At 69.2% G+C, this 24,427-nt stretch carries 20 protein-coding genes and 1 pseudogene; 8 read left to right on the forward strand and 13 right to left on the reverse strand.

What is annotated here, in order from left to right; translation table 11 throughout:
• Positions 1-6: 6 nt before the first annotated feature.
• From LXT12_RS03350 to LXT12_RS03360, 3 genes are all read left to right on the forward strand, one after another.
• Complete coding sequence (locus LXT12_RS03350) at positions 7-387, forward strand: glycosyltransferase family protein (RefSeq protein ID WP_233389427.1); 381 nt, start codon at positions 7-9, stop codon at positions 385-387.
• Between the two features lie 7 nt (positions 388-394).
• A complete protein-coding gene (locus LXT12_RS03355; protein ID WP_233389429.1) occupies positions 395-1,252 on the forward strand; it encodes an amidohydrolase family protein in 858 nt (285 codons plus the stop codon).
• Positions 1,253-1,433: 181 nt separating this feature from the next.
• Entirely contained in the window at positions 1,434-2,633 is a 1,200-nt protein-coding gene (locus tag LXT12_RS03360; protein WP_233389432.1) for a glycosyltransferase family 4 protein, read from the forward strand.
• Positions 2,634-2,893: 260 nt separating this feature from the next.
• On the opposite strand, the pseudogene LXT12_RS03365 reads toward LXT12_RS03360, so the two are convergent.
• Positions 2,894-4,779 (reverse strand): annotated as a pseudogene (locus tag LXT12_RS03365) (catalase); the annotation flags it as partial.
• A 111-nt stretch (positions 4,780-4,890) separates the two neighbouring features.
• Between LXT12_RS03365 and LXT12_RS03370 the strand changes: the two are divergent.
• Both LXT12_RS03370 and LXT12_RS03375 read left to right on the forward strand, forming a co-directional pair.
• Positions 4,891-5,211, forward strand: a complete 321-nt coding sequence (locus LXT12_RS03370) for a BON domain-containing protein (RefSeq protein WP_233389434.1) — start codon at positions 4,891-4,893, stop codon at positions 5,209-5,211.
• Between the two features lie 52 nt (positions 5,212-5,263).
• A complete protein-coding gene (locus LXT12_RS03375; RefSeq protein WP_233389435.1) occupies positions 5,264-6,433 on the forward strand; it encodes an AI-2E family transporter in 1,170 nt (389 codons plus the stop codon).
• On the opposite strand, the gene LXT12_RS03380 is transcribed toward LXT12_RS03375, so the two are convergent.
• Positions 6,415-7,038 (reverse strand): outer membrane beta-barrel protein, encoded by a 624-nt coding sequence (locus LXT12_RS03380; protein ID WP_233389438.1) that lies wholly within the window; start codon positions 7,036-7,038, stop codon positions 6,415-6,417. The genes LXT12_RS03375 and LXT12_RS03380 overlap by 19 nt on opposite strands.
• A 357-nt stretch (positions 7,039-7,395) precedes the next feature.
• Between LXT12_RS03380 and LXT12_RS03385 the strand changes: the two genes are divergently transcribed.
• Together LXT12_RS03385 and LXT12_RS03390 are read left to right on the forward strand one after the other, a co-directional pair.
• Entirely contained in the window at positions 7,396-9,657 is a 2,262-nt protein-coding gene (locus LXT12_RS03385) for a hybrid sensor histidine kinase/response regulator (RefSeq protein ID WP_233389440.1), read from the forward strand.
• 98 nt (positions 9,658-9,755) lie between these two features.
• A complete protein-coding gene (locus tag LXT12_RS03390; protein ID WP_233389442.1) occupies positions 9,756-10,211 on the forward strand; it encodes a PA2169 family four-helix-bundle protein in 456 nt (151 codons plus the stop codon).
• A gap of 468 nt (positions 10,212-10,679) precedes the next feature.
• Here the strand turns inward: LXT12_RS03390 and LXT12_RS03395 are convergent, their stop codons facing one another.
• From LXT12_RS03395 to LXT12_RS03440, 9 genes are all read right to left on the reverse strand, one after another.
• Complete coding sequence (locus LXT12_RS03395; protein WP_233389444.1) at positions 10,680-11,327, reverse strand: hypothetical protein; 648 nt, start codon at positions 11,325-11,327, stop codon at positions 10,680-10,682.
• On the reverse strand, positions 11,309-12,517 hold the full coding sequence (locus LXT12_RS26865; protein ID WP_304622746.1) for an RHS repeat-associated core domain-containing protein: 1,209 nt from the start codon (positions 12,515-12,517) through the stop codon (positions 11,309-11,311). The genes LXT12_RS03395 and LXT12_RS26865 overlap by 19 nt, the downstream gene beginning before the upstream one ends.
• A gap of 135 nt (positions 12,518-12,652) precedes the next feature.
• On the reverse strand, positions 12,653-13,069 hold the full coding sequence (locus LXT12_RS03410) for a hypothetical protein (RefSeq protein ID WP_233389447.1): 417 nt from the start codon (positions 13,067-13,069) through the stop codon (positions 12,653-12,655).
• A gap of 8 nt (positions 13,070-13,077) precedes the next feature.
• Complete coding sequence (locus LXT12_RS03415; RefSeq protein ID WP_304622747.1) at positions 13,078-17,406, reverse strand: RHS repeat-associated core domain-containing protein; 4,329 nt, start codon at positions 17,404-17,406, stop codon at positions 13,078-13,080.
• A 450-nt stretch (positions 17,407-17,856) separates the two neighbouring features.
• Positions 17,857-18,393 carry a hypothetical protein gene (locus LXT12_RS03420; protein WP_233389449.1) on the reverse strand — a complete coding sequence of 179 codons (537 nt, stop codon included), beginning with the start codon at positions 18,391-18,393 and terminating at the stop codon, positions 17,857-17,859.
• Between the two features lie 60 nt (positions 18,394-18,453).
• Positions 18,454-18,999 carry a DUF421 domain-containing protein gene (locus LXT12_RS03425; protein WP_233389452.1) on the reverse strand — a complete coding sequence of 182 codons (546 nt, stop codon included), beginning with the start codon at positions 18,997-18,999 and terminating at the stop codon, positions 18,454-18,456.
• A complete protein-coding gene (locus tag LXT12_RS03430) occupies positions 18,996-19,904 on the reverse strand; it encodes a lipocalin family protein (protein WP_233389454.1) in 909 nt (302 codons plus the stop codon). Before LXT12_RS03430 ends, LXT12_RS03425 begins: the two co-directional genes overlap by 4 nt.
• Positions 19,867-20,331 (reverse strand): phage holin family protein, encoded by a 465-nt coding sequence (locus tag LXT12_RS03435; RefSeq protein ID WP_233389456.1) that lies wholly within the window; start codon positions 20,329-20,331, stop codon positions 19,867-19,869. The genes LXT12_RS03430 and LXT12_RS03435 overlap by 38 nt, the downstream gene beginning before the upstream one ends.
• Positions 20,332-20,338: 7 nt before the next feature.
• A complete protein-coding gene (locus LXT12_RS03440; RefSeq protein WP_233389458.1) occupies positions 20,339-20,722 on the reverse strand; it encodes a hypothetical protein in 384 nt (127 codons plus the stop codon).
• A gap of 340 nt (positions 20,723-21,062) precedes the next feature.
• On the opposite strand from LXT12_RS03440, the gene LXT12_RS03445 reads away from it, so the two are divergent.
• Complete coding sequence (locus LXT12_RS03445; protein WP_233389460.1) at positions 21,063-22,373, forward strand: IS1380 family transposase; 1,311 nt, start codon at positions 21,063-21,065, stop codon at positions 22,371-22,373.
• 436 nt (positions 22,374-22,809) lie between these two features.
• Here the strand turns inward: LXT12_RS03445 and LXT12_RS03450 are convergent, their stop codons facing one another.
• Complete coding sequence (locus LXT12_RS03450) at positions 22,810-23,829, reverse strand: SDR family oxidoreductase (RefSeq protein ID WP_419964757.1); 1,020 nt, start codon at positions 23,827-23,829, stop codon at positions 22,810-22,812.
• A 31-nt stretch (positions 23,830-23,860) separates the two neighbouring features.
• Positions 23,861-24,364 (reverse strand): hypothetical protein, encoded by a 504-nt coding sequence (locus LXT12_RS03455; RefSeq protein WP_233389464.1) that lies wholly within the window; start codon positions 24,362-24,364, stop codon positions 23,861-23,863.
• Between the last annotated feature and the right edge of the window lie 63 nt (positions 24,365-24,427).

Raw genomic sequence — 24,427 nt, forward strand, 5'->3', positions numbered from 1 at the left:
GCGCTGATGCCCTTCGCGCTGAACGAGTCGACCCGGTTCATCAGCCCGACCAAGACGCTGGAGTACATGGCCGGTGGCAAGCCGGTGGTGAGCACGCCGGTGAAGGACGTGGTCGCGCTGTACGGCAGCGCCGTGGCGATCGCCGCCGACGCGCCGGCCTTCGTCGAGGCCTGCAAGACCCTGCTGGCCGAGGGCGGCGAAGCGCGTGCGCGCCGCGCCCAGGCCATGCGCGACTGCGTGGCCCGCTTCTCCTGGGACCGCAGCGCCGACACCGTGCACCAGCATTTGCAGCAGGCGCTGCGGCAGGCCCAGCCCGAGCGCGCCGCGCCGGTCCCGGCCGACGAAGCCCCCATGCCCGTCGCCGCCGCCGGCGGTCTGCGCAGCTGAGGCGCCGATGCTGATCGACGCCCACCTGCACTGCACCGGCCAGGAGACCCGCAGCGGCGTGCTGCGCACGCTGGACGAGGCCGACGTCGACCTCGGCGTGCTGCTGGCGCCCTTCCTGTCCGAGGACTATTCGCTGGGCGACGCCGACTCGCTGCGGCGCGCCAACACCCACCTGGCCGACCTGGTCAACGGCCACTCCGACCGCCTCGTCGGCTTCGCCGTCGTCAACCCGCTGCACCCCGGCGCGGTGGACGAGCTGCAGCGGGCCATCGACGCCGGCCTGTCCGGCGTGAAGATGTTGCCCAGCGGCTGGTACCCCTACGACGAGGCCGTGCAGCCAGTGTTCGCCCGCGCCTCCGAGCTGAAGCTGCCGGTGCTCTTCCACAGCGGCATCTTCATCGACGGGCGCTCGGGGCGCTTTTGCCGGCCGGTGTTCTTCGAGGCCCTGCGCGACCATCCCGGCGTGCGCACGACGCTGGCCCACGTCGGCTGGCCGTGGACGGACGAGGCCATCGCCGTCGGCCTGATCGACCGCATCCACGGCGTGCCGGACGCGCAGGCGGCCTTCCGCTTCGACCTCTCCTTCGGCCCGCCGCCGCCCTACCGCAAGCAGGTGCTGCAGCTGGCGCTGGAGGTGCTGGGGCCGGGCCTGCTGCAGTTCGGCAGCGACTGCTTCCTGCCCTGCCCGGGCGCGCAGCTGCGCGAACGCCGCGGCTGGCTGGAAGACCTGCTCAACGAACTGCAGGTGCCGCAGGACGCGCAGGAAAAGATCTTCGCCGGCACGGCGGCAGCCTGGCTCGGCCACGAGACGGAGCAGGTGCTGCCCAGGCTCGGCTCGGGCCGCTGGTCACCCATCTGCTGCTGACGAGGACGCCAGCTCCATCAGCGACAGCGCACATGGCCACGACGATGAAATTCAGACAAAGCCACAGAGGCACAGAGGCACAGAGGCGCAGGGATGGAAGTCTCTCTGTGCCTCTGTGTCTCTGTGGCCATGTTCCATGGGCGCAGGCAGGCAGCCACCTCGACGCCACGGGGGCCCGCCGATGAACCCCGTCACCCCCCTGCCCCAGCCGCCGTCGCGCGAAGGCCGCGTGCAGGTGCTGGAGGTGCTCGGCAACGCCATCGTCGGCGGCATGGAGAGCTGGGTGCTGCGCCTGGTGCAGCGCCTGCCGCACGAGCGCTTCGCCTTCACGGCCATCTGCCCCTTCGAGAGCCCGCTGGCCGACCAACTGCGCGGCGCCGGCGTCGAGGTCGAGATCGCCCCCATGGGCGAGGACCTGCCCTGGGCGACGCTGCAGGCCACCTGCGCCCTCGTCCGCGAGCGGCACATCGAGCTGCTGCACGCCCACCTGCCCCAGGCCCACCTGCTGGCCGGCCTGGCCGGCGTGCTGACGCACACCCCGGTGCTGACCACCATCCACGCGCGCCAGATGACGACCCTGGACCTGGAGGTTCACCGCGCCACGCGCAGCCACGTCAGCACCGTGGCGCGGCAGAGCTATTTCCACGCCCTCGGCCTGGGCGTGGAGCCGGCCCTGCTGAGCTGCGAGCCCAACGGCGTGGACACCGCCACCTTCCGTCCCCGCGAACGCGCCGCCGGCGAGCCGCTGCGCGCTGCCCTGGGCCTGGCGCCGGACGTGCCTCTCATCGGCTTCGTCGGCCGGCTGTCGCCCGAGAAGGCGCCGCAGGTCTTCGTGCGCGCGGCGCTGATGCTCAAGACGCAGATGCCCGAGGCGCGGGCGGTCTTCGTCGGCGAGGGACCCATGCTCGCCGACCTCACCGCCATGGTGGAACGTTATGGGCTGCAGCAGCACGTGCACTTCGCCGGTGTGCGGCAGGACATGCCGGCGCTGTACGGCGAGCTGGACGTGCTGGTGTCCTGCTCCTACACCGAGGCCATGCCGCTGGTGCTGCTGGAGGCCATGGCCTGCGGCGTGCCGGCGGTGGCCACCGGCGTGGGCGGCGTGCCGGACATCGTCGAGCACGGCCGGACGGGCTGGCTGGCGGCGCCGGACAACTTCGACGAGATCGGCCGGCTGTGCGCTCAGCTGCTGGCCGACGCGTCGCTGCGCCGCCGTATGGGCGAACGGGCCCGCGAGCGGGCCGTGCAGCGCCTGGACCTCACGCCCAGCCTCGCGCGCGTCGGGGCGCTGCTGGAGCGGCTGGCGCGCCCGCAGGCGCCGCAGCGCGTCGGCGGCGGCACCGAGGGCCGGCCGCTTGGCATCTCGGTCGGCGGGCGCTGATACCCAGGACGTGGAACACAGCCACAGAGGCACAGAGGAATCCGCGCTTCCCTGTGTCTCCGTGCCTCTGTGGCGGAAACGGGGTATTTGCGGGCCGAGCGCTGGGCCGCTCCCGAGCCGGCCCGCGCTGGCGATGTGCTTGCGGCTCGATGCCGCAAGCATCGCAGCCCCCTCGGGGGGCTGAGGCCGGACACGACAAGTCCAGTGGACTTGTCGTGCCTGCCGAAGAGCAGCCGCGCTGCCGGCTGCGCGGTCTGCAAGACGGCCAGGATGGGCTTGTCGTGGCGGTATTGGTCCTTGATGAAGTCGGTGGCTTCGCCGCGCGCGGCCAGCGTGGCCAGGGCCGCCCCGCCGCCCGGCAGCACGGCGGCGTCCCACAGCACGGAGGGCATGGCGTCGATCGTGGCCTCCACGGTCAGCAGGCTGCCGTCGGCCGCCATCACGCTGCCCAGGCGCAGGCCCACCCAGCGCGGCACCGCGCCGGCATCGAGCAGGGCGTGGCGCTGCGACACGTAGCCGGCCAGGCCCGCCTGGTGGGGCAGCCGCCGCCCAGGGAGTTGGGCTCGTAGGCGACGCGCCCGCGGTGCACGGCCTGGCGGTGCAGGCCGTCGCGCTGGTGGTTGTGCACCTGCGCCACCGAGGCGTTGACGGGGATCTCGTGGAAGTTGGGCCCACCCAGCCGTGTCAGCTGGGTGTCGAGGTAACTGTGGATGCGGCCCTGCAACAGCGGATCGTTGCTGAAGTCGATGCCCGGCACGACGTGGGCCACGCAGAAGGCGACCTGTTCGGTCTCGGCGAAGAAGTTGTCGGGGTTGCGATCCAGCACCAGGCGGCCGACGCGGCGCAGCGGCACCAGCTCCTCGGGCACCAGCTTGGTCGGGTCCAGCACGTCGAAGCTGAAGGCCTCGGCCTGTTCGTCGGTGAAGACCTGCAGGGCCAGTTCCCACTCGGGATAGTTGCCCGACTCGATGGCCTCCCAGAGGTCGCGGCGGTGGTAGTCGGGGTCGGCGTCGGCGATCTTGACCGCCTCGTCCCAGACCAGCGAATGCGTGCCCGCCTTGGGCAGCCAGTGGAACTTGACGAAGCGCGCCCGGCCCGCCTCGTCGACGAGGCGGTAGGTGTTGACGCCGAAGCCCTGCATGGTGCGGTAGCTGCGCGGGATGCCGCGGTCGCTCATGACCCACAGCGTGTGGTGCAGGCTCTCCGGCATCAGCGAGATGAAGTCCCAGAAGGTGTCGTGGGCGCTGCTGGCCTGCGGCATCTGGTGGTGGGGTTCGGGCTTGACGGCGTGGATGACGTCGGGGAACTTCATCGCGTCCTGGATGAAGAAGACCGGGATGTTGTTGCCGACGAGGTCCCAGTTGCCCTCCTCGGTGTAGAACTTGACGGCGAAGCCGCGCGTGTCGCGCACCGTGTCGGCCGAACCGCGCTCGCCGGCCACGGTGGAGAAGCGCACGAACACCGGCGTGCGCTTGCCGGCCTCGGAGAACAGGTCGGCGCGGCAAAGCGCGCCCAGCGGCTCGTAGCACTCGAACCAACCGTGGGCGCCCGAGCCGCGGGCATGCACGACGCGCTCGGGGATGCGCTCGTGGTCGAAGTGGGTGAGCTTCTCCCGCAGGATGAAGTCTTCCATCAGCGTCGGCCCGCGCAGGCCGGCCTTCAGCGAGTTCTGGTTGTCGGCGACGGGCACGCCCTGGTTGGTGGTGATGGCGCGGTGGCGCGAGTCCACCCTCACCCGCTCCAGCGGCCCGTTGTTGGGGTTGTAGCCGGGGCGGGGCATGCCGTCGCCGAGCTTGTCGGAGTCGGCGTCCTCGCTGACGGTGCTGGCGCTGGCCTCGTCGTCGGTCAGGTCGTCGTGCGCGCCCTCCAGCGGATGCCGCGCATTCTCGGCACCATGCTCGCCGCGCTTGAGTTCGTTGAAGGGCACCGCCGCCGCCATGCCCTGCACGCCGCTCTTCCGCAGGGCCAGCTGCAGCTGCACCGGCTGCTCCAGGCCTTCGGTGTCGTCGTCGTCGGGCAGCAGCGCAGGGCCGGACACCGAGGCGGCCAGGGAGCCGGCGATGTCGCGGGCGCGCGGGCGGGCGACCGCTGCGGGCTCGGGCGGGTCGGAAGCGGGCGGTTCGGCGGTGGGTGGGCGTGCAGCCATGCGGACTCCTGTCGGCGGATCGGCAGGCCGGGCAACGTCCGTGCCACGGCGGCGGGCACGTCCCTTGCCCTGGTCGCTCGGCGAGCCCCCTTCCCTCGCCGAGGAGAGAGCATGAGAAAGATCCTGATCGCCACCCTGGTGGCCACCTCCGCCCTGGCCACCACCGGCTGCGCCGTCACCAGCGGCCAGAGCACGGTCGGCCAGTACGTCGACGACGCCACCATCGCCACGCGGGTGAAGGCACGCTTCGCCGAAGACTCGTCGGTCAGCGCGATGCGCATCCAGGTCGAGGCCCTGAAGGGCACCGTGCAGCTGGCCGGCTTCGCCACCTCGCAGGCCGAGAAGGACCGCGCCGGCCAGATCGCCAGCGGCGTGCCCGACGTGAAGGAGGTGCGCAACAACATCATTGTGCGCCCGCCGTCCAAGGACTGAGCGCCATGCCGCCCCGCCGCCCCGCCGCACGACCGCCCGCCGCCGCGGCGCGATGACGCCGCCACCGGCCGCCACCCCACCGCCCCGACCGCCGCGCAGCGCCAGGGCGCTGCGCGGGCTTTTCCTGCTGGCCCTGGTGTTCGCCGTGCGCGAGGCACGGCCCCTGCTGGCGCCGGTGATGATCGCCGTGATGCTCACCTTCACGCTCGCGCCTGCCGTGCGCTGGCTGCGGGCCAGGGGCGTGCCGGCGGGCCTGGGGGCGCTGCTGCTGGTGATGGCGCTGCTGCTGGGCACGGTGTCGCTGGCCACCAGCCTGGCCCGGCCGGCGGCGGCCTGGTGGGAGGCGGCGCCGACGACGGTGGCCCAGCTCATCGAACAGCTGGAGAAGCTGCGCGCCGCCATTCCGGGCCTGAGCCTGCCGCCCGCACCGGCTGCGCGCCCGGGCCGCACGGCCGCCGCCCCCGCCGCCCCGGCGCCGGACGCCCTCAAGGAGAGGCTGGCCAGCGAGGGCGTCGCCCTCACCGGCATGGTGCTGGCGCGCGGCTTCTCCTTCCTGCTGTCGGCGGCAGCCACGGTCATCCTGACCTACTTCCTGCTCGCGTCGGAGCACTGGCTGCTGTCGCGCGTCGTCGAGGCCATGCCGAGGCGGCGCACGCGCGCCCTGCTGCTGGGCGGCGTGCGGGCCGCCCAGCGCGAGATCAGCAGCTACCTCGCCGCGGTGGGCATCATCAACAGCGTCGTCGGCGTCATCACGGCGGTGGTGCTGTGGCTGCAGGGCCTGCCCAACCCGACGCTGTGGGGCGCCATCACGGCGCTGCTGTGCTTCGTGCCCTATCTGGGCCCCATGTCGGTGATGGTGCTGCTGCTGCTGGCCGGCATCGGCACCTTCGAGACGGGACTGGCGGTGTTCGGCCCCACGGCGGCCTTCATGGCCATCCACGCCATCGAGAGCAACATCGTCAGCCCGCTGATCGTCGGGCGGCGGCTGTCGTTGAGCACGGTGTCGGTCTTCCTGTCGGTGATGTTCTGGGGCTGGCTGTGGGGCATCGCGGGCGCCCTGATCGCCGTGCCGCTGCTGATCGCGCTGCGCAGCCTGTGCCGGCGCACGCGCGGCATGCGGCTGCTGCGCCGCTTCCTGGAGGGCGACCACCGTGAGCGGCCGCCGTCGCTGCGCTCGCTGCTGCGGCGCCCGCCCGTGGCGTCTCAGAACCGGTACACGTAGCCGAGGCTGGTGGTGTCGACCTTGCGGCGCTCGTCTTCGCCCGGGAAGCGCAGCTTGGCGCGGCTCCACTCGAGCACGACGCCATGGTGGGCGGTGAAGTCGTAGCCCAGGCCACCGCCGAAGACGGGCGCCCAGCCGCGGCGCTTGCCGGCCGTGACGTCGGACAGCGGCCCGGCGGACACCTTGGTCTCGCCATAGAGGGCGCCGCCTTTGACGAAGGCGCTGAAGGGGCCCATCGGCGCGCGCAGCAGCAGGCTGGCGGCCAGGCCTTCGGCGCGGCTGCGGCCCCCGGCGCGTTCGGCCCGGCCGCTGTTCATGTAGCCCAGTTCCACGCCCAGCCAGTCGTTGAACAGGCCGCCCGTGTAGAAGTAGCCGGAGACACGCGGGTCGTCGCAGGCGTAGCCGCCGGTGCCGCAGGCCGTGCCGAACTTGGCCTGCCCGACGTTGATGCCAAGGTAGCCCCGCGTCGTGTAGGGCAGCATGGAATAGCCCTCGTCGCCGCCGGCGACGCCGGGACCGGCGGCCGTGGGCGCACGGCTGAGGGTGGCGCCGGGGTCGGAGGCGTCCGTGGCGGCGGCGGGCGAGGAGGCCGGCGCGGCGGGCACGGCCGGCTGCTGGGCCTGGGCAAGGACACCCGCCCCGCCGAGCGCGGCGACGAACGCGGTACGGGAAAGGTGTCGGCAAACCGGACGGGGAACGAGACAAGAAGCGGGACGGCAAGAGGATCGGGATCGCGGGCGCATGGAGGAATTCCTTCGGCAAAGTCGTCTGGAGAAATGGCGCGGGAGGCCCACGCCGGAGCCCAAGCCCGGCAAGGCCGGTGCCGCCACCCAGGCACGCCGTTTGCCCCACCCCTGTTACAGATTCGCCGGAAAGCCTGGTGCGCGTGGTGGCGGGGTTATGGTTCGCCCGCCGCCGGACACCCTCTTGCGCCGGTGGCCCTCCCGCCCTCCCGACTCGCGATGCCGGTCACCATCCGTTCCCGCCTCCTGCTGCTGGTGCTGTCCGTGCTCGTGCCGGGCATGCTGGGCGTCGCCTGGCTGATCGGCAGCACCTACGAGGCCGAGCGCGACGCTCACCGGCGCGCCCTGCGCGACACGGCACGGGCGCTGTCCCTGCTGATCGACGGTGAGCTGCAGCGTCGCGCCACCATCGCCCACGTGCTGGCCCGCTCGCCCGAACTCGACGGCCCCTCGCCTCTCGACGAGGAAAGCCTCCTTGGCCTGGAGCGGCTGGCCCGGCGTGCCATGCAGGGCATGGACGGCTGGGTGGAGTTGCGCATGCCCGGACGGGTATTGATGAGCACCCGGCTGCCCGAAGGCTCGCGCGGCGAGCAGCCCGGCCCCGCGGCCCTGAGTCCCATCGCCCTGATGCAACCCCTGGCCCCGGCCACGGCCGTGGCCGGCCTGCCCGCGGAGATGGTGGCGGCCTGGGTGGAACCGGTGACACGCAACGGCGCGCTGCTCTACAACATCGTCGTCACCGTGAGGCCATCGGAGCTGCAGCGCATCGTGCAGGCCCAGGCGCCGCCGCCAGGATGGATTGGCACCGTCATGGACAGCAACGGCCTGCTCGTCGCCCGGCTGCCGGGCGGGGTGGCCTTCGTCGGCCGCCCAGGCCGGCCCGACCTGCGCGCGCGCATGGCGGGCTCGACGGAAGGTGCCTTCGAATCCGTCTCGCTGGACGGCGTTCCGGCAGCGGGTTACTTCAGCACGTCGCCGCTGGGCTGGAGCTATGTCAGCGCCATGCCGCGGGGGGAGTTCGCCGGGCGCATGCCGCAGGCGGTGCAGCGCGTCGGCGTGGGCGCCCTGGCGCTGCTGGCCCTGGCCATGGGTGGCGCCGTGTGGGTGGCGCGCCGCATCGAGCGGCCCATCCGGGCGCTGAAGACGGCGGCCCAGGACCTGCAGGCCGGCCGGCCGGTGCTGCTGCGGCCCACCGGCATCGTGGAGTGCGACGAGGTGGCCGAGGCCCTGGCGGCGGCCGGCCGCAGCATGGCCAGTGCCCGCGGCGAGCTGGAGAGGAGCGTGGCCCAGGCCATCGAACGCACGCGTCTGGTGGAGCAGCGCGGCGCGCAGAGCCAGCGGGTCGCCGCCCTCGGCCGGCTCACCGGCGGGGTGGCGCACGAGTTCAACAACCTGCTGGGCGTCATCAGCAACAGCATGCACCTGATGCAGCGCCATGCCTCGGCCGCCGAGCTGCAGGGGCCGCTCAAGGCCACCCAGCGTTCGGTCGACAAGGGCAGCCAGCTGACCCAGCACCTGCTGCGCTTCGCCGGCCGGCGCGCGGTGCGCATCCAGACACTCTCCCTGGCTCGCTACCTGCCCGAGGTGCAGGAGCTGATGCGCAGCGTGCTGGGGCGGCGCATCGAGATCAGCGTCGACGTGTCGCTCGACATCTGGCCCGTGCGCCTGGACACCAACGAGCTGGATCTCGCCCTCGTCAACCTCGCGCTCAACGCCCAGGACGCCATGCCCTCCGGCGGCGAGCTGCGCCTGCGCGCCCGCAACGCCGGGGCCGAGGACCTCGAAGGCCTGCCCGACCTCGCCCCGGGGAACTACGTGCTGCTGACGGTGGCAGACGACGGCGTCGGCCTGGCGCCCGCCATGGTCGAACACGCCTTCGAGCCCTTCTTCACGACCAAGGGCGTCGGCCAGGGCAGCGGCCTGGGCCTGAGCCAGGTGCACGGCTTCGCGACGCAGGCGGGCGGCGCCGCGCGGCTGGCCAGCACGCCGGGCCTGGGCACCAAGGTGTCGCTGCTGCTGCCTGCGGCCCAGGCCGACGGCGCCGAGGCGCCCCTGCCCTTCGCCGAGTCGGCCCCGCAGAGCATCGCCGGGGCCACGGTGCTGCTGGTGGAGGACGACGAGTCCCTCGGCGACGTCACCGCCGCACTGCTGATGGCCCACGGCGCGCGGGTGGTGCGGGCCGGCGATGCGGATGCGGCGCTGCGTTTGCTCGACGCCGGCGTCGTGCCGGAGGTGCTGCTGTCCGACATCGTCATGCCCGGCAGCATGGACGGTGTCGGGCTGGCTCGGCGGCTGCGCCAGCAGCATCCCGGGCTGCCCGTCGTGCTCATCACGGGCTTCAGCAACACCGTCATGGCGGAAGGCGAATTCCCCGTGCTGCGCAAGCCTTGCCCGCCGGCCGAGATGCTGGCCGCGCTGCAGGCCGCCATGGCCAGCCGGCGGGCCAACGGGCATCCGGCGGCACCGCAGCCGCGCTCCTGAGCCGGGCCAGGCACGCCGCGTGCCCCGGACCTCATCGAGCGCCACCCGCGGCCCGCGCCCCGGCGGCGCTTTCCCTCCTCACTGCGAAAGGAACTCCCATGAGCAACGACGACATTGTCGACACGCTGAACGACCTGATCGAAACCTCGAAGGATGGCGAGCACGGCTTCCGCGCCTCCGCGGAATACCTCAAGGACCCGGCCATTCAGCAGTCCTTCGTGCGCCGCGCCGAGGAGTGCCGCGAGGCCGCTGCCGAGCTGCAGGCCCTGGTGGTGCGCTTCGGCGGCAAGGCCGAGGACAGCGGCACGGCCGTCGGCGCCATGCACCGCGGCTGGGTCGCGGTCAAGGGCACCCTGGCCGGCTACACCGACAAGGCCATCCTCGAGGAGACCGAACGCGGCGAAGACACGGCGCTGGCGTCCTACCGCAAGGCCCTGGAGAAGCCCCTGCCGCCGGACGTCCGCAACGTCGTCGAGCGTCAGTTCGAAGGCGTCAAGCGCAACCACAGCCAGGTCCGCACCTGGCGCGACCAGGCCCGCGCGACCGCGGCCTGACGCGTCTCTCCCGGGACGGCCTGGCCCGTCCCGGTGGTTGCGTTCCTCTCTTCGCTTGAATCGAACCCACGCCGTGTAGGCCCGGCGGTTGCTGTCGGCGTCCAGCCCGAAGCCCTGGTTGGCACCGCTGGGCGCCACCGAGTTCAGCCGGTCTTGCGCGTCATAGCCCAGTGACGAGGACTGAGTCGACCCATACACCGTGTCGGTGATGCCGGCGATGGTGTCCAGGTTGGGCGTGTAGGTGAACTGCAGGCCATGCGCGGGGCCGCCGTTGAGGGGAAGGCGTTGGGCTTCGCAGCCCAACCTACCGGGCTATGCACTCTGGTTTTCAGGGATAACCTCAACATGGGCGCCCAGCCGATGACGGAGCCAAGCGCGAGGGGCGAGACCACGGCGCAAACAGGGCGGAACGAGCAACGGCAGGGTTGGCGGCACGACCTGCCACCCTCGATAGGATTGGCGTTGGAGTCAATGACCCCAACCTACCGGGCTGCAGCTTGCCTGCTGATTTTTGGGTCTGTGGCTGGTCCAGTAGTCCGCGACGCCAGCGGTCGCCGAACCAAGCCATGGCGTCAAGTCGGCGATCTCTATCCGGCGAAACGCTACCCTCTTCTGGAGTGAGAGCGGTTGAGCTTCCTCGGGGTCGCCCGCGAAGCGGGTTTCAACGTCGAGCGACACGTCAATGGTCATGGTGTCGCTGTCAACTCGTCGGGCAACGATTTTGCCGGCCACGCTGGCTCCGACGTAGCCAAATCCCTTGTCGACCCATGCGCTTCCGGCCCTCGAGAATCGCGTATTGGCCGCAGTCGCCTGTAGCACGCGGGTTTCCCCGCGGGCGATATTCGGGAGTTCAACCGTGAGCTTCCAGAACTCCTCCGAGTCCAACTCGTCGTCCTTCTTGCCCGAGAACATTCGCATTAAGACGACCGTGCCGCTTCCGCGGACAACGCGATGAATCGCGTTGAGGTCCGCAGGCGCAATTGCGCTGATCGAGGCTGGAGGCCAAGAAGCTTCCAACTTCGCAGCCTCCACGAAGAGACAGTCCATCTCGGCGGCCATCGTCCACGGCGCCACCACGAGCAGCACCAGCGCTGCAACTACTTGCCGCAGCCACATTTGCGCGCTCCCTGGAATGCCCCATTGAGCTGGTCGGCCAAACGAGCGGCTTCCGGATTTATCCAGTCATGACGGTCCTGCGCTGGATCGCCGGGCCCCGGATTCCCATGCAGAGTTTCGTGAATAACCGTGTCGAGTAGCATCTTCGCTCTGAAGTCGCTTAGCTGATCGAGAAAGCGCTCGTTGAGCCGCATCCGGTCCACACTACCGCCCGTATATGTGCCAGCCACCAGCCCATCTCTCGGCAAATCTGGGACAGGTCCATTACTCGGGAATCGAAGATTGGGCAACTGACTCCTGACCGTAGCAACAGCCGCATCAATGTCGCATTGCGTTAACCCCATCGGATCAATGCGGCTGATGGGATTCCCCCCGACATATGCGTACGTGTTGATGCCGCCCGCAAGCCCGATGAGGTCAGATTGGGTATACCTTCCCACCGTCGGATCGTAATACCGATTCCAGTTGTACCAAAGCCCGCTCTCCGCATCCCAATACTGGCCCGGGAAGCCGACGTTCAGGCCGCCGATGTTGTCCACCACCACCGCCCGGCTGAACGCATGGTTCGATGCCCGCCACACGACCTGGGCCGCAGCGTTGGTGACAACTTCAGGCCGGCCGAGATGGTCGTTGTGGCTCGCGTAGAAGGCCCCGCCGCGCATCAGGCCGATCATCTCGCCGTTCAGCCACACATAGGCCGTGCTGCCCGCGGGGCCGCGCTCGTACAGCAACTCCCCGCCCGCGCCGTAGACGTAGGTCGTCACGCCGGCCGCCGTGCTCTTCCACAGCCGCTGGTTGTTCGGCGCATAGCCATAGCTGGCCAGCACGTTGCCACCGGCATCCTTCACCTGCGCCAGGCGGTTGAAGCCGTCGTAGACGTAGGTGTGCACCGCCCCGGTGGGCGCGTTCTGGGTCATGTTGCCGACGGCGTCGTAGCTGAAGCTGCGCGTGGCGCCGCCACCGGTCACCGAGAGCAGCCGGTTCGAGGCCGGATCGGTGGTGTAGGCGTAGCTCGTGCCGTTGAGCGTGTGCGCCTGGCGGTTGCTGTCGGCGTCCAGCCCGAAGCCCTGGTTGGCACCGCTGCGCACCACCGAGTTCAGCCGGTCTTGCGCGTCATAGCCCAGTGACGACGACTGGCTCGATCCATACACCGTGTCGGTGATGCCGGCGATGGTGTCCAGGTTGGGCATGTAGGGTGAACTGCAGGCCATGCGCGGGGGCCACCGTTGGGGCCAAGGCCTTGGGCTTCGCGGCGCAGTCCGCCGGGCTGGGACGTCAGCGACTGGCCGTCGCGGTAGCTCGCGCCGTTGAGATTGCCCGCCATGTCACGTGAGATGTGCTTTAGATTTTGGACCTGACCCCGAATTCCTACAAGGTCCGCGTAGCAAATGAAATATCACCAATACGCCGCCATGCGCAGCGAGCGCAATGCCAAGAACTACCCCCAGCCGCACGGCATTGGTCAAGGAGATTAAGTCAACGTCCTTGGCAAGCCCAGAGAAAGCCAACCCCAAGGTTTGGAAAGCAGCCACTCCGAGCAGTGACAACAGCGCTGTCGACACCGCGACTTGCCGCAAAGTCATCGAGCCCGCCTCTCGGGCCAACAGCAGTATAACCAGGATGGCGGAGGCAAATAGCGGCAGCCATCGCAAACCAGAGTGATCGGGGTTCGATGCTAGAAGCATAAATCCAATCAGTCCCAAAAGTTCACACACTGGAACAATCAATAAGATCGGCCGCATGCCACTCCTCAATAGACGACAACAGGAACAATACCCGGCGCTTTTCGCAGATTCTCAAAAAGGTGGACATCACTTTCACCAACGTCAATACATCCAGCAGAACCTGGCTTCTTTCCGCCGTGCAAGAAGAAGCCATCACGGCCGAATGTCTTTGTGCCGGCGTCAGGCTTCAATGGAACTCGAAATCTGCCCCAATCGCCGAGAAGATTTCGAACAATTCCGCCTTCGCTTATTTGCCAAGGTTCAATTGTATAGGTTCCCAACGGGATCGGACCTTGACCCGATATTGACGTATCTGTCACCCCTGGTCGTCCGGTGGTGTAGTGGTACATCCCAAGCATTTGGCCATTGCTGTCGTAGTGTGTCAGGTGACCATCATGGACGATGATGGCATCCAGCCCCAAAGGGTCTACTTTGCTTAGCGGATTCCCACTCACATATGCGTAGGTATTGACGCCCCCAGTCAAGCCAATGGGATCACTTTGGGTATACCTCCCCACCGTCGGATCGTAATACCGATTCCAGTTGTACCAAAGCCCACTCTCCGCATCCCAATACTGCCCCGGGAAGCCGACGTTCAGGCCGCCGATGTTGTCCACCACCACCGCCCGGCTGAACGCATGGTTCGATGCCCGCCACACGACCTGGGCCGCAGCGTTGGTGACAACTTCAGGCCGGCCGAGATGGTCGTTGTGGCTCGCGTAGAAGGCCCCGCCGCGCATCAGGCCGATCATCTCGCCGTTCAGCCACACATAGGCCGTGCTGCCCGCGGGGCCGCGCTCGTACAGCAACTCCCCGCCCGCGCCGTAGACGTAGGTCGTCACGCCCGCCGCCGTGCTCTTCCACAGTCGCTGGTTGTTCGGCGCATAGCCATAGCTGGCCAGCACGTTGCCGCCTGCATCCTTCACCTGCGCCAGGCGGTTGAAGCCGTCGTAGACGTAGGTGTGCACCGCCCCGGTGGGCGCGTTCTGGGTCATGTTGCCCACGGCGTCGTAGCTGAAGCTGCGCGTGGCGCCGGCGCCGGTCACCGAGAGCAGCCGGTTCGAGGCCGGGTCGGTGGTGTAGGCGTAGCTTGTACCGTTGAGCGTGTGGGCCTGGCGGTTGCTGTCGGCGTCCAGCCCGAAGCCCTGGTTGGCACCACTGCGCACCACCGAGTTCAGCCGGTCTTGCGCGTCATAGCCCAGCGACGAGGACTGACTCGATCCATACACCGTGTCGGTGATGCCGGCGATGGTGTCCAGGTTGGGCGTGTAGGTGAACTGCAGGCCATGCGCGGGGCCGCCGTTGAGGGCGGTGAGCCGGCCGTCACGGTCCAGTGTGGCGATGTGGGGCAGGCCGTTGCCGAAGCGCCAGGCGTAGCGCTGGGCGGTGGCGGGTTGGTAGAGCATGCTGTCGGCCACGACGAAGCCGCCGCTGCCGGCGTTGCCCAGCACCTTGCTCAGCCGGCCGTAGGCGTCGTATTGGAAGCTCAGCCACTGGCCGTCGGGATAGGTCATGCCGGTGAGGTTGCCCGTGCTGTCGTAGGTCCAGCCCACGGTGAGGGACTGGCCCTGCGCCAGCACGGTCTGGCTGCTCAGGCGCCCCCCCACTTCGTAGGCGAACCTCACGCTGCCCCCGGTGCCGGCAGCGGTGGTCAGGCGGCCCTTGCCGTAGGCGCCTTCGTCATAGCTGAGGGTCTCGGTCTGGCTGCCGGCGGTGCGCGAGATGACGCGCCCGGCAATGTCCCTGCCCAGCATCAGCTGGCGGCCGTCTGCATAGGTGGTGGAGGCCAGATAACCCCCAGCCCCGTAGCCAAAGGTCGTCACGCCGGTGTCCGGGCTGACTTGCCGGGTGACTTGGCCGAAACCGTTGTACTGGTAGCTGGTAACCAAGCCGCGAGGGTCGGTGAAGCTCGCCAACCGGCCGGCGGTGTCGTAGCTGGAAACGCTGGTGCTGCCATCGGGCAGGCGCTGGCTGGTCAGGCGGCCCAGGGCGTCGTAGTCGAAGGTCGTGGACCGGCCGTCGGCCGTGGTGATGGACTTGAGGTTGCGCGTACCGTCGTAGGTGTAGCTGGTGCGCTGGCCGTTTTCCCCAACGACCAGAATCGGGCGCTCCGCTTCTCCGTCCACCCATGAGTTGGACCGGAAAGAACCGTATCGGCCGATCAGGTAGTCATTGCTCAAGCCAGCCACGACCATCGGCAGATACGGAGGTGGAATATTCGCCCCGTACTCCTGTATGAATGCGGCCTCCAACTCGGCCCGATCGAATGGCTTGGTGGAAACGCTGCCGTCGACATATTGCGCGGTTTCGCGTCTCGAAAGCGTGTGCCGTTCGTTGGCCACCATACTGAACGTGATAGCGTCACCCAGCCCGTCGGTGACACTGGAAAGTTTGTCGGTGTCGGTGTACTGGTAAGAGTATCTGGCGCCTGTGGAGGAATTTGTCGAACTCAGGCGACCCGCTGGGTCGTACCCGTTGCTTGACCACCCGATGTTGGCCACCGCCTGGTAGGTCACCTGGCCTCGATGGTCGTAGCTGATGTTGACGGTCGCGCCATTGGCATCGGTAACCCAACCCGGCAGGCCGGCGCCGGTGTAAGCCCCATAGGTGGTGACATGACCCATGGGATTGGTGAGGCGAAGCAGGCGCCCCTTCTCGTCGTATTCAGCCACCGTGGTGGCCCATCCAGCAGGACCGGCGACTTGCGTGGTCAGGGTCTTGGCAAAGCCGGATGGATACAAGGCATAGGTATAGAACACCTGGCGATCCGCGCCGCCGGTGAGGGTATCCTTGTAGGTGATCGACAAGAGTCGCGGCACGGCCGCCCCACTTCCGGAGTCGTATGCGAAGCTTGTATCCTGGATCACCTGCCCGGAGGCATTGAGCGTGGTTTGGCCGGACAGGCGGGGGCCATATTCGTCGACGATATATCCGAACCTAAAGGTCTGCTGCAATGCCGTTCCCGGCGCCACCGTCTTTTGCGCCAGGGTGCCATCAGCGTTGAACTGGTAGGTAGTGACCACGCCGGCAGCGTCCGTCGAGCTTGCGATCTGACCCGCGTTGTAGGTTTGCGCAATCGTTGCGGCCGGGCATGCCGGTGGTACCCCTTGGTAATCGGTGCGCACCAGTTGCTTGCTGCCATTGGTGATGGCGTAGGTGTAGCGAGTGGTATTGCCACTCTCGTTGGTGTAATCGGTCCAGGTATCTCCATAGGCAAAGGAGTCATTGATGCTTCTGATGACGCGCCCCTGGGCGTCGTAGCTATAACTGCCGCCGGGCATGCTGTAGGTCAACAGACGCGGATCCCGGGCATCGTCGTATGCGTATGTGGCGGCCTGGACCCACGCGGAGGCCCCGGCAGGAAGAACGGACACGCTGCTCAGCATGCCGGTGGCAGCGACGTAGTCGTATTTCCACAGCGAGCCGTCGGGGGCGGTAGCCTGAGTGACATGCACGCCGTCGCCCATCACCACGTTGACGCGTTCGCCAAGGTAATTCACGACCGCCTGCAGCCGCCCCGTGGCGGCGTCCCGTTCAAAGACGTACTTCGCGATGTTGCTGTAAGTGCGGAGGATTCGGTCGATCGCATAGTAGGCAGGCTTCCCCGCGGGGCGCACGGCCGCGAAAACCAGCGTCTCCGGGCCCATGTAGACCTTGAGCTGCCCTGATACGACTTCTGCCCAGATCTGGGCGCCGCCCCGGTTTGCACCGTGCTGGCTGATCCAACTGGGCTGGAGGTAGTAAAGAACACCCGGGGCCGGCGAGGCCAAGGACAAATCCAGGGAACTGCCGTCAGGCAAATAGAGCGTGAAACGGCTCGGGTAGCCGTCAACCCACATGGTTACCCAATAGTCAAAACTTGACCGCCACTTGGGGCCGAACAGAGAGTTGGGCAGGGCCGGAACCTCTGATTGGTAAACCCTGCTCAAACCCAGGCTCAAGTTCGAGGAATGCTTGAAGTCCGAGTGGTATATCCGCTTAGCGCCGCTGGACAATACGACAGGGTGCGACGTTGTCTTGTCGGAGGCGGGAACCCCCCTTGAACGGCAGCCCTCGTCCGGACCAGTCTCGGTGACGCCATCGCCCGCAGTACTCGTATCCGGCAGCCAGGGAGGCGGCATTCCCGTTGTACTGCCGCGAAAGGAGTAACCCGGCCTATTCAGGTTTGCGAGGTCAGCGCATGCGTCCGGATCGACGTTGCAGTCGATTTTTGTATCGTGAGTGCTCTGGCCATTAACTGTTACACGATCCAGTTTTTCTACAGGTTTGCCCTGCTGCGCGCTGGCGCTTGACGGCGCCAAAACCCACGTCAACATCAACAGCGCAACCCATTTATTGAAGACTTGATGATTCATGCGGCCGAGAAATCTGCAGAGGTTGCGTAATGCCACCCTTTATCGGTAGGCATCTTGAAGGCAGGCGACGGGAATACTCGCTCTTGATCTGAGCGCCGGGCCATTGCTGTACGGCCCGCAGGCCCTGGCTACCCGAGCGCACCCAGCAATCAGGTCAGACCACTTTATCAGCTCGACATATGCAAATGACGTTAAATCTTCAGGAATGGTGAATTTTCACTAATATTTGGTCCGACCGATTTAATATGTCTTTGAGATTTGGTCCGCCACCAACGCATTTGCCGATATTGCCGGCGTCGCACACATCCTTTTAGGGAGGGTCTCACCTTGGCCTCATGCCGCTGAGCTGTGGATTGAGCCTGCCCCAACGCCTCGTAAGAGGGCCCTGCCACTGGAATTGCGCAACTTCGTTGAACGTCAACGAAGGCGCCAAGCGCAGTCAGTCCGGCCTCAGCTGCGGCCCGGTCTATGCCCCGCCGGGTCCGGCCCGCCCGGTACGGCTTCCGAGGCCTCGCCGGGCGCGGTGCCGGGCGCATCGCGGCGCGGCCGGCGCGCCGGGCCGGTGTCGTTCTCGTCGAACTCGCTCTCCTCGTCGGCCGCGTCCTGCTCCTCTTCCTCGGCGTCGGCCTCGTCGCCAGACGCCTCGTCCAACGGCGCTTCGCCCACAGCCGCGAGGGCCGCGTCGGCCTCCACCTCCAGCCCGCCGGGCGTGAAGACGCGGTCCACGCCGATGTCGGCCCCGTCGCGCACGCCACTGGCGCCGCCTTCCGATTCCGCGAGCGTCTCGCCCAGCGGCAGCGGCGCCACCTGGTCGTCGCGCAGGGCCACGTCGACGGGCAGGCCGGGGTCGGCATCGTCGTCCTGGTCGTCCAGGCCGACGAGGTCGCTGCCGCTGTCGGTGGTGTCGCTGGGCCCGAGCCGGGCCTTGCCGCGCCCTTCGGCCTCCGTGGGCGCGGGATCGATGCCGAGCAAGCTGCTGCGTGCCATGGCGGTCTCCTTGGGGTCAGCGGGACGTCCCCGCCCGCTTCATGCGGCAAGGCATGTGCCTCAGATCGGCGCGCGGCGCTCCTCGTCGCCTTCGTCGCCCGCCCCGTCCTCGGCATGCTCCTCGCGGATGACGCTGATGGCGCCGTCGGGCTCCATGCGGGCGATCTTCACGTCCGCCAGCTTGTCGATGCCGTGGGTGCGCAGGCTGGCCATCAGCTCCGGCACGGTCACGAACTCGCGGCGCATGTTGCGCCTGATCATGCGGCCACGGCGCACCAGCACCAGGGGCGGCGGCTCGACGAGCTTGCGCACGGCCTTGAAGCGGAAGCTGCCCCAGTCCAGCAGCCAGTTCCAGCCCACCAGCGTGGCCACCAGCACGCAGCCTTCGGACACGCTCTGGTAGCCGCCGGCCATGGCGTTCTGCGAGGCATCGGCGACGATGACCAGCAGCAGCAGGTCGGGGATGCCGATGGAGCCGGCATCGCGCCGCAGCACGAAGCGCAGCAGCAGGAACAGGAACCAGTACACCAGGCTGCCGCGCAGCACCAGTTCCAGCGGCGACACGTCGAAACGCATCAGCTCGCCGAGGTCGGGCCATAGCGTCATGGCCGGACGTTGAAGCGCAGCCGCCCCGCGTCGAAGCCGCGGTCGCGGGCAATCTGGGCCAGGGCCTGGCGGCGCTCGGGGTCGAGCGTCGGGCGGCGCGACAGCAGCCAGAGCTGGTCGCGCTCGGGGCTGCCGAGCAGGGCCTCGTCGTAGCCGGCGTCCACGTGCAGCAGGAAGAGGTCGTTCCAGGCCCAGGGCAGCCATTGCAGCGCCGCCGGCCAGTGGCTGACCTTGAACTGCGCGCCGTGGCTGCCGGCCACGGGCTGCAGCAGCACCTGGCGGCCCTGGGTGCCATGGCGGTCGACGCGCCGCATCAACAGGTCGAGCTGGCCGTCCTCGCGCGGCAGCAGGCCCAGCTCGGGCGGCTCGCTGGGCTCGGCCTCCAGGGCCGCCGGCAGTTCGCCGACGAGGAACCAGCGCCCGCGCAGGCGCATGGGGTCGGCCTCGGCCACGGCCTGCAGCGGCGTGGCGCGGCGCTGGCCGAGCAGGCGCTCGACGAGGGGCAGGCCCAGCGTGACCAGGCTGCTGGCCGTGGCCGGGCTGATGCGCTGGCGCCAGCGCTCGGGCAGCAGCGGCCAGCCGAGGCCGAGCAGGCGCACCCAGGGAATGTCATGCAGGCGGCTGCCGCCCGAGCCCGGCGCCGAGGCGGCCACCGTGGCCGGCTCGGGCCGCCGCCACAGCGAGCGCAGGGCCAGGGCGGCGAGCACCACGCCGCCGGCCGGGGCGAGCAGCCGCGTGGGCCGCAGCTGGCGCCGCGCCTGGCGGGCCAGGCCCGAGACCTCGCGGCGCAGCCTCTCCTCGCGGGCGATCAGCCGCTGCTCGACCCGCAGGATGCGGGTATCGAGGTCGCCCTCGCCCTCGGGCGGCTCAGCGTGCAGCGGGGTCGGGGACGGCTGGGGGTTCATCGGTCGGGGCGGTCGCGGCGGGTGGCTGGGGACGGGGGTCGGGCGAGAGCATCAGGTGCCGGCGCGTGGCCGGCAGGCGCAGTTGGGGCAGCAGCCGCTTCACGCGCATCACGGCCAGGGCCATGACGACGACGTTGAACGCAATGGCCAGCAGCAGCGCCCCGGCCAGCGGCATGCCGGCCGAGACGAGCAGCCGGATCAACGCGCCCCACAGCACCAGCCAGGCCGTCACGCCGAGGATGGCCACGGCCACCAGCAGCGCGACGATCTGGATCAGCGCCTGGACGGCCCGCTGCAGCTCCAGCGACAGCAGCTCGACGCGGTCGCTGACGAGCCCCTGCACGTCCCGCCAGAGGCCGTGCAGTTGCTGCGGCAGGCCGGGCGATGCGGGCCCGGCGGCGTGGGTGTCTGGCGTCGGTTCGGCCAAGGCGGCCTCAGCGCGCCAGGCGGCCGACCAGCACGCCGACGGCGAGGGCGGTTGCGAGGGCGGCCAGGGGATGGTCGCGCACGGTGGCGCGCAGGCTTTCGGCCCACTCCTCGCCCATCTCGCGGGCGTCGCCGGCGCGCTGGCTGATGGCATCGCTGGCGGAGCTCACGCCGTCCTGCAGCTTCTGGACGGCGGGCGCGGCGCTCTCTGCCATGCGGTCGATGGCGCTGTGCGCACCCTGCACCACGCGGTTCAGCATGTCGCCCGCGGCCTGGGCGTCATTGCCCGAGGCGGACGAGCCCTGGGACGTCGCGGGCGACTGGCCGCCGGCGCTGGAGGTCGCGGGAGAGGCGGAGGAGGTGGGGAAAGGCGTGTCGGCGTTGGTGGCCATGGAGAGGTCCTCGAAGTTGACGTGGGATGCGGAAGCGGTGGTGCCCGGACCTCCTGGCAAGCCGCATGCCGCCCACGGGACGCGGGCGGCGGGGGGGAAGACCGGCGGGCCCTCGGCGCGGCGGGCAAGCGCGCCCACGGCACACAGGCCGGCGAGCAACGGCCCGCTGGGGGTTCAGGCATCGCCGACACGTTGAAGAACTTGCCGCAGTGCTTGCCTCGCCGACGGCCGACGGGGCCGCCACGGCTTAGCCTGGATATTTCGCGAGCCAAGGTCGGCAGCCTCGTTGCCGAAGCCGTTGTCATAGGTATCTGACGCCAATGACAACCGAGGACTGCCGATGCCAAAGTGTACAAACGGGACCGTGGGGTTCGGCAAGGTCGGACGTCGGGTGGTGCAGGCGGCGTTCGACGGCGGCGACATCTGCAGCGAAGGCGGTGCGCCGCTGCTGCGACTGGTGGATGAGCGCATCGGACTGACCCGCGCGGCGGCCCGGGTGTTTGCTGACAGTCGCCGCGCGGCCAGCGTGCGCCACGACATGCGCAGCCTCCTGGCGCAGCGCGTATACGGCCTGTGCTGCGGCTGGGAGGACGTGTCCGACCACAACAGCTTGCGGCGCGACCTGGCGCTGCAGACTGCCTTGGGCAGCGATCAGGAACTGGCCTCGGCGCCCACGCTGAGCCGGCTGGAGACCTCCGCCACCACGGCCCACGCCACGGCGCTGCACGCAGTGCTGCTCGAGCAGTTCATCGCCAGCCACAAGGCGCCGCCCGACGAACTGGTGCTGGACATCGACGCCACGCACATGCCCCTGTACGGCCAGCAGGAAGGGGCGCACTTCCACGCCCACTACGACAACTACTGCTACCTGCCGCTGTACGTGTTCTGCGGCCAGGACGTGCTGGCCTGCGTGCTGCGTCCGAGCTGGCGCGACCCGGCCAGCGTGTTCAGCGCACTGATCAAGCGGATCAAGGACACGCTGCGCCAGGCCTGGCCGCGGGTGCGGCTGGTCGTGCGCGCGGACTCGGGCTTCTGCCGGCCGCGGGCGCTGCGCCGCTTCGATGCCTGGGGCATCGACTACGTCATCGGGCTGCAGAAGAACGCGACGCTCGAATGGTTCTCCGCGCTGCCCAGCCTGGCGCTGGCCGAGCAGTACCAGGCCGGCGGCGCCAAGCAGCGCCTGATCGGCGAGTTCCAGTACGCCTCGCGCAACTGGGAGCGCGAGCGTCGCGTGATTGCACGGCTGGAGCACGGCGAGCAAGGCGCCAACCCGCGCTTCGTGGTCACCAGCCTGGGCGGCGATGCGAGCGAGCTGTACGAGCGGCTGTACTGCGCGCGCGGCGAGGCGGAGAACCGCATCAAGGAAGCGCAGCTGGACCTGTTCGGGCGGCGCGCCAGTTGCCGGCGCTTCGCGTCCAACCAGTTGCGGCTGCTGCTGGCGGCGCTGGCCTACACGTTGATGATCAACCTGCGGCGCCTCGCGCTCAAGGGCACGGAGCTGGAGCGCGCCTGTGCGGCCACGATCCGCGTCAAGTTGCTCAAGATCGGCGCGGCAGTGCTGCGCAACACGCGCCGCGTGCGCCTGCTGCTGGCCTCGCAGCATCCGCTCAAGCACGTCTTCCTCACGGCCGCACGCGCGCTGGCGCCATAACTCCACCACAGTGCTGTCCCCGGCACGTTGACGAACAACGGGGGTAAGGGGGCGGTGCGTCCGCGTCGCTCCGCCGGCCCTGATCAACGCGCCAGCCGCCGCGTCAGCGCCGCCGGCGCACCTCCTCGACGCCGCAAGCCGCCGATTGCGAGTACTCGTGAAATATCCAGGTTAGGGCCTGTTCACCCTACGGCAGGGGTCGCGTTGCGACCAAAAGGCCCGCGAGCAAGGCGCGAAACGAAGCTTGGGTAGGCCCCAAGCGAGGCTTCGCAACGCCGCGCGCGGGCCTTTTGGTCACAACCCGAAGGGAAGGCCATCCCCCAGGGGCCACTCGGCGTTGCACCGCTTGCCCGCATATCAATGCGGGCGGCGCGCTGCGCCTTGATTGGCCCCTGGGGGATGGCCTTCGCGACCCCTGCCGTAGGGTGAACAGGCCCTAGATGGCGCCGACGCTGCCGGTCACCGGCAGCACGATGCCGGTGATGTAGCCCGAGCACACCGGCGAGGCCAGGAAGACATAGGCCGGCGACAGCTCCTCGGGCTGGGCGGCGCGCTTCATGTCGGTGTCCTGGCCGAACTTGGCGACCTTCTCGGCCGGCGCATCCGCCGGGTTGAGCGGCGTCCACACCGGCCCCGGCGCCACGGCGTTGACGCGGATGCCGCGCTCGACGAGGTTGCTGGCCAGCGACTTGGTCAAGGCATGGATGGCACCCTTGGTGGCCGAGTAGTCCAGCAGCTTGGCGCTGCCCTTGAGGCCGGTGACGGAGCCGGTATTGATGATGGAGGCGCCCTGCTTGAGGTGGGGCAGCGCCGCGCGCGCCATGCGCAGGTAGCCGCCGATGTTGGTGTCCAGCGTCTCGTGCATGCGCTCGTCGTCCAGTTCCTCCAGCGAGGCGGCATGCTCCTGGAAGGCGGCGTTGTTGACGAGCACGTCCAGCTTGCCGAAGCGCGCGATGACCTGTGCCACGGCGCTGTCGCACCAGGCGCGGTCCTTCACGTCGCCCTGCAGCAACAGGCACTGCCGGCCCTCGGCCTCGACGCAGCGCGCCGTCTCCTCGGCGTCTTCGGTGGAGGAGTGGAAGGCCACGGCCACGTCGGCGCCCTCGCGGGCGAACAGCACGGCCACGGCGCGGCCGATGCCGGAGTCGGCGCCGGTGATCAGCGCGACGAAATCCTGCAGCTTGCCGCTGCCCTTGTAGTCGGGCGCCATGAAGCGCGGCGCCAGCTCGAGTTCGGACTCGCGGCCGGGCTTGCGCACGTGCTGCGCGGGCAGTTTCTCGGGTTGCTCGCGGGCGCCGGCCTGCACGGCACCGCCCTCGCCCGAGGTCCCGCCCTGTTCGCCTTGCTGCCTGGCGTCGGTGTCGTCCTGCTGCTTCTGGATGCGGCGCTGGGCCTGCAGCGTGGAGTCTTTCTCGCTCATGGGGAGTCCTTTCCGGGAGGTTGGCTGAGCCTTCATGCGGCAGCCGCCATGCCAGCTCACCGCGGCGTCAGCCGCCGCCGGGCTTCCTCGCCTCGGCCGCCTCGCTCTCCTTGCCGGAGGGCGTCTGCGCGTCCAGGCCCCGGTCGGGCGACTCGGCGACCTGGGCGATGCCGCCGGGGCGCTCGATCAACTCCTCGATGATGAAGTGGCCGTAGTACTGGGCCCGCTCGGCGCCACAGGCCCGGGCCGCCTCGGCCACCTGGGCGGCCTGCTCGTCGCCGCTGGCGGCCACCACCAGCCAGTGGTAGCCGCGCTCCGCCAAGGCGCGATGGGCCAGCACGAGGTTCATCTCCTGGCCGATGGCCGCGATGGGGCTGGCACGGGCGATGTCGTCGTCGATCTGCCGCAGCATCTCCCGGTCGCTGTAGCGGCGCACGGCCTGCGGACTCAGGCCCAGTCCGGCCAGCGCCGAGGCGGCGCGGTCGGCCTGCTCGGCCTGCGGAAACGAGATGACCACGTGGCCGACGGGTTTGAAGACGCCGAAGCTGCGCGGTGCGTCGGTGGTCGTCATGGGAACTCCTTGTTGAGTGGCCCGGCCGCGCGGCAAGGTGCGTGCCCGAAAGGCGGGCATGCC

The organism is Pelomonas caseinilytica, from assembly GCF_021353235.1.
GTDB lineage: Bacteria > Pseudomonadota > Gammaproteobacteria > Burkholderiales > Burkholderiaceae_C > Pelomonas > Pelomonas caseinilytica.